6 protein-coding genes are annotated in these 5,652 nt (G+C 69.2%); 3 read left to right on the forward strand and 3 right to left on the reverse strand.

From position 1 onward, the window contains the following. Window positions 1-109: 109 nt before the first annotated feature. On the reverse strand, window positions 110-748 hold the full coding sequence (locus G6027_RS11965) for a biliverdin-producing heme oxygenase (protein WP_182637371.1): 639 nt from the start codon (window positions 746-748) through the stop codon (window positions 110-112). 192 nt (window positions 749-940) lie between these two features. Between G6027_RS11965 and G6027_RS11970 the strand changes: the two genes are divergently transcribed. Continuing rightward, complete coding sequence (locus tag G6027_RS11970) at window positions 941-1,417, forward strand: MaoC/PaaZ C-terminal domain-containing protein (protein WP_346995718.1); 477 nt, start codon at window positions 941-943, stop codon at window positions 1,415-1,417. Window positions 1,418-1,440: 23 nt separating this feature from the next. Here the strand turns inward: G6027_RS11970 and G6027_RS11975 are convergent, their stop codons facing one another. Continuing rightward, window positions 1,441-2,592, reverse strand: a complete 1,152-nt coding sequence (locus tag G6027_RS11975) for an aminotransferase class I/II-fold pyridoxal phosphate-dependent enzyme (protein WP_182637372.1) — start codon at window positions 2,590-2,592, stop codon at window positions 1,441-1,443. Between the two features lie 62 nt (window positions 2,593-2,654). Then, complete coding sequence (locus G6027_RS11980) at window positions 2,655-3,224, reverse strand: hypothetical protein (RefSeq protein ID WP_182637373.1); 570 nt, start codon at window positions 3,222-3,224, stop codon at window positions 2,655-2,657. A 161-nt stretch (window positions 3,225-3,385) separates the two neighbouring features. Here G6027_RS11980 and G6027_RS11985 point away from each other — a divergent pair, with 161 nt between their 5' ends. Next, the gene (locus tag G6027_RS11985; protein WP_182637374.1) at window positions 3,386-4,798 is read left to right on the forward strand and encodes a nitrate/nitrite transporter; all 1,413 of its coding nucleotides are present in this window, start codon (window positions 3,386-3,388) and stop codon (window positions 4,796-4,798) included. Between the two features lie 35 nt (window positions 4,799-4,833). Continuing rightward, window positions 4,834-5,652, forward strand: an 819-nt coding sequence (locus G6027_RS11990; protein WP_182637375.1) for a molybdopterin-dependent oxidoreductase, incomplete at its 3' end; no start/stop codon positions are given.

The following is a 5,652-nucleotide window of genomic DNA, read 5'->3' on the forward strand; positions in this document are numbered from 1 at the left end:
CCGCTTCTCGTCGGGGTAGCCAGGGTGGGCGGTCAGGGGCACGACTCCGCCTGAGGCGACTGATGCCCCGGATCCGTGGAGGATCCGGGGCATCGAGCGCCGGGGACGGTCAGCGAATTCCCTGAGCCTCCAGGTCGAGGAAGACCTGGTGGTTGAGCTCGAAGGCCCGGGTGGCGGCGGCCAGGGCGGATCCGCGGTCGGCCTCGCTCAGCGGGAGGGCGTCGAGCGCGGCCCGGTAGTCGTCCTTGTAGACCTTGGGCTTGGCGATGTCGAAGTCGTAGAAGCTCAGACCGGTCTCGATGCCGTAGTGGCGGCGCACCATCGTCCTGATGATCTGCCCGCCCGAGAGGTCACCGAGGTACCGGACGTAGTGGTGCCCGATCAGGGCGGCCGGGTCGGTCGCGCACGCGCGAAGCTCGGCCACGTAGGCCTCGGTGGCGGGCACCAGGATGTCGCAGGAGCGGCCCTGGGCGCGGTGCGACTCCAAGTCGGCACGCAGTGCATCGGTACGGTCGAGGCGCGGATCGAGGATGGCCGACAGACGGGGGTCCGTGCCGACCCCCCGGCAGGCGTCCTCCAGGGCCTCGTAGACGGGCAGGGACTGCCGGAGGAGTGCCACCAGACCTTCCGGGGTGCCCTCACCGTTCATCAGGCGGGTGATGAACGAGGCGTTCTCCGCCTGTTCATGCGCGGCCATCGTCGAGTCGTGTAATGCTCTCGACAGGGGTGCGGAAATGATCGTCTCCATTGGTCCTCCGGGCTTGTTAGGTATGCCTAAAGAGAGTACGGCAACAATAAGACGATAGCCATACCGGTAGTGATGTTGAGTAACGTGAACAATGCCGGGAGTTCGGGGGGAAATGTACCGACCGGATAATGCGGATGGTGCTCTCCCCCGGAATTCTCGCGGGGGCCGCTGTCGAATAGAAGGGACTATCGGGTGGACGCCATCGTCACCGCCGACGAGCTGACTCCGGGTGATCGTCTCGAACTCGGCCACCTCACGCTCACGGCGGAGGAGATCGTCGGGTTCGCGCGGCAGTGGGATCCGCAGTGGTTCCACACGGATCCCGTGGCGGCCGCGCGCGGCCACCACGGCGGGGTGATCGCCAGCGGGATCCACACCCTGGCGGTCCTGCAGCGGCTCTGCGTCGAGTCGGTCTATTCGAGGTGGGCGGTAATCGCCGGACGGGGGTTCGACCGCCTCCGCTTCACGGCGCCTGTCCGGCCGGGGGACACGCTGACCGGCTCGGTGCACGTCACCGAGGTGAGCCCGGACGAGACGAGAGGTCGGGTGGGGATGGAACTGGAGATGCGCAACCAGGACGGGGCCGTGGTGCTGACCGCCACGATGACGGTGTTCCTGTGGCGCAGTGGCCACGGGCCCACCCGCCCCCGGGGAGAACAAGCGGAGTAGACCGGGTGTGCGGCTGCCCGCGCTCAACCGCGCTCGGCGGCGACCCTGCCCATCCGCACGAACGCCTCGGTGAGAAGTTCCTCCGAGCACGCGAAGTTCACGCGCGCGAACCCCTTGCCCTGGGAGCCGAAGGCGGGACCGTTGCTCAGCGCCACCCGACCGTCGTCGAGGAACGCCGCAGCGGGGTCGTCCCCGAGGCCGGGGTAGGAGCGCAGGTCCAGCCACGCCACGAACCCGGCGTCGGGCCGGCGCCACCGTGCGCGGGGCAGGTGCTCGGCCAGCAGCTGCTCCATGAGGTCGAGGTTGGCGGCCAGGGCGGCGTTCATGCTCTCGAGCCACTCCAGGGACCCGGTCAACGCGGCCTCCGCGGCGAGCGCCCCGAAGTGCCCCACGGCGCCCGACAGCGCCGAGCGCCGGACGTGGAACCGTTCCGGGTTCCCGTTGACGACGAACGCGCACTTGAGTCCGGCGAGGTTGAACGCCTTGGAGGCGGACGAGATGGCCAGCCCCACCTCGCGGGCGGTGTCGGAGGCGGCGAGGAACGAGGAGAACTCGATCCCGGGCATGGTCAGCGGCGCCCAGATCTCGTCGGAGACCACCACGGCGTCGTACCGTGCCGCCAGGTCGGCGAGTGAGGCCAGCTCGTCGGTGGAGTGCAGTACCCCGGTGGGGTTGTGTGGGTGGCTCAGCAGCACGGCCCGGGCCCCGTCGGCCAGGGCGCGCTCGATGCCCGCCAAGTCCAGTCGCGGGTCCTCGCCGTCGTGATCGATCAACGGCACCGCGACCGGTGACATCCCCACCCGCCGAATCCACGGTCCGAACGGCATGTAGACCGGCGGCGTGTAGACCACCCCGCTGCCGGCCGGCAGGATCCGTGCGAGTGATTCGCGCACCCCCACGCCGACATCGTTGACGGGGACCACCGACTCCTCCGGAACGTCGAACCCGAACCTGGAGTAGTAGCGGGCGCACACCCCGGCGAGTCGCTCGATCTCCGCGAAGTACCCGGTGTCGCCGTCGGCCACGGCCGCGGCGAGGCGCTCCCGGATCGCCGGGGCCAGCAGGACGTCGGTCTCCGCCACGAACAGTGGCAGGACGTCCTCCGGATACGCCACCCACTTCTGGCTCCGGCGCCTGCGAAGGACGGACTCGGGGACATCCAGGGGGAACGGCACAGCGGTGGGTCCTTTCGGCCAGAGCGGGCAGGACACCAGGTTAGTTCGCGGTGTCGACCACGTCAGCTTCCGGGGAGTGCACCCGGCGCCAGCCACACGTCCGCGTCGGGTCGGTCGCTACCGAACGGCATCATCGTCGAGTAGGTGGTCCCCGAACCGGTGGGGACGAAGATCCCTCCGGAGTCGTAGTCCCAGCCCCTCTCCAGTGCGAAGCGGTACCCGGCCCGGTAGGCATCACCCCCCCAGGGCGCCGAGGAGCCGTTCCATAGGTCACTCAGGACAGAGAACCGTCGCAACTCGGTAGCCTGCCCGTCCGGCCCCACCTGCCAGCAGCGTTCCCCGGGCCTGCTCCAATATGCGGTGCACCAGGTGGGAGAATCCGCGGGGGCCTGCGAGATGACCCGCAGCGGAATCGGACCGGGTTCCCAGAAGCCGGGCTCGTCGGGACCGACTGTGGTTTGTGAGTCGACGAACCACGCGTCAGCCGGGATCGGTGCGGGCGGTGGGAACGGGGGCTGCCACGTGTCGGTCTGCTGTGCAGTGGCCGCGGGCGCCAGCCCCGCGGCGAGGGCGAGCGCGGACAACACGGCGGCCAGTCGGCGGAATGAGAACGGGTGTGACATACGGGTCATCACATCACGTCGCTCGACCCCTCACGGCCGGAACGGCACGACGTGAGGACACCGTGACCATCACGTCATACCGGGTAGCGCCGGGGAAACAGGGCGTGCATACGGTCAGTCCGCAGGGACACCGAGGGGGTGTCCACGTCACTAGAGAGGGGGTCGACCTCATGTCGCGCTCACACGTCATCGAGAACTGGGATCCGGAGGACGACGCGCAGTGGAAGTCGGGCGGCAAGAAGACCGCCATGCGCAACCTCTATTGGTCGGTCTTCGCCGAGCACGTCGGGTTCTCGGTATGGACCCTGTTCGCCGTCATGGTGTTGTTCATGCCCGAGGACGTCTACGGGCTGGACGCGCCCGACAAGTTCCTCGTCTCCGCGGTGGTCACGCTGACCGGTGCCTTCCTGCGCATCCCGTACACGCTCGCCACCGCGACCTTCGGCGGCCGCAACTGGACCATGTTCTCGGCCTTCGTCCTGCTCATCCCCGCGGTCGGGATGCTGTGGATCATGGCGAACCCGGGCCAACCGCTCTGGATGTACCTCGTCGTGGGCGCGGTCGCCGGACTCGGCGGCGCCAACTTCGCGTCGTCCATGACCAACATCAACGCCTTCTTCCCCCAGCGGGAGAAGGGTTGGGCCCTCGGCCTCAACGCGGGTGGGGGCAACCTGGGCGTCGCCACGATCCAGGTCGTGGGGCTGATCGTGATCGCCCTGGCCGGCAACCGGTCGCCCCACTGGGTGATCGGTGTCTACATCGTCCTGCTCGTCGTCGCGGGGATCGGCGCGGCACTGAAGATGGACAACCTCGCGCACCAGACCGTGGACGTGCAGAGCATGAAGGACATGGCCCGCGACAAGGACGGATGGGTGCTGTCACTGCTGTACATCGGCACCTTCGGTTCGTTCATCGGCTTCGCCTTCGCGTTCGGCCAGATGCTCACCATGACCTTCACCGGGAACGGCCAGGAGCCGGCCCAGGCGGCGCTGCACGCGGCTCAGATCACCTTCCTCGGGCCACTGTTGGGCTCGCTCACCCGCATGGCCGGTGGTCGGATCTCCGACCGCTTCGGGGGAGCCCGGGTGACCTTCGTGACCTTCTGCGGAATGGCGGTCACCACGGTGGCGCTCGTGTACACCTCGAACGTCCAGGCGACGAACGACGGCCGGCTCGCCGGCGGCGCGCTCGTCCTGTTCTTCGCGGCCTTCCTGACGCTCTTCGGGCTCACCGGGGTGGGTAACGCCTCGGTGTACAAGATGATCCCGTCCGTCTTCGAGGCGCGCAGCCACACGCTCGGCCTCGACGAGGCCGCGCGGACGTCCTGGTCGCGGGCCCACGCGGGAGCACTCATCGGGGTCGCCGGCGCGATCGGTGCGTTCGGCGGTTTCCTCATCAACATGACCCTGCGCACCTCCTACCAGTCCTCTGGTGCGGCCACGTCGGCGTTCGTCGTGTTCATGGTGTTCTACGTGGTGGCCGCGATCGTCACGCGCGTCGTCTACATGCGGGCCTCCGCAGGGGTCGACGCGGTCTCCGCGGCACCCACCGCGCCACGGGTCCCCGTGGGCGCCGAGGCCTGACCGAGCACGGCTGACGATCGAGACGAAGAGGACACATGGTGCACGCGTTGACGACGACCGGCCCCCCGACACACACCCACTGCCCGTACTGCGCGCTCCAGTGCGCGATGTCGGTGACCCCGTCCGCCGATGGCGGACAGGCGACGATCACCCCGGAGCAGTTCCCCACCAACAGGGGCGGGTTGTGCCGGAAGGGCTGGACGTCGGCGACGTTGCTCGACCACCCGGATCGGATCACCACGCCGCTGATCCGGGTGGACGGGCACCTGCAGCCGACCGACTGGGACACCGCGCTGACCCGGGTCACCGACGGTATCCGGCGTGCGCAGGCCGCGGGGGGCCCCGACGCCGTGGCGGTCTTCGGCGGGGGTGGCCTCACCAACGAGAAGGCGTACACACTCGGCAAATTCACCCGGCTCGCGCTGGGGAGCAGGCTCGTGGACTACAACGGGCGCTGGTGCATGTCGAGTGCGGCGGCCGGGGCGAACCGGAGTTTCGGGCTGGACCGCGGGTTGCCGTTCCCCGTGACCGACCTCGATGACGCCCGGGCGGTGCTCCTCATCGGTGCGAACCCCGCCGACACCATGCCTCCGTTCGTCCAGCATCTCGACACGGCCGCGGCGGCCGGCGGCATGGTGGTGGCGGACCCTCGGCTCAGCGCGACCGCACACCGGGCCGTCGACGGCGGCGGTATCCACCTGCGGCTGCGGCCGGGCACGGATTCGGCGCTGGCACTGGGGCTGCTGCACGTTGCCGTGGTGGGCGGGCACCTGGACACCGACTACGTCTCAGCTCGCACGTCGGGTTTCGACGACGCGTGGGCGATCGCGGCGGACTGGATGCCCGATCGAACC

The sequence above is a fragment of the Dietzia sp. SLG310A2-38A2 genome (assembly GCF_014145095.1).
Lineage (GTDB): Bacteria > Actinomycetota > Actinomycetes > Mycobacteriales > Mycobacteriaceae > Dietzia.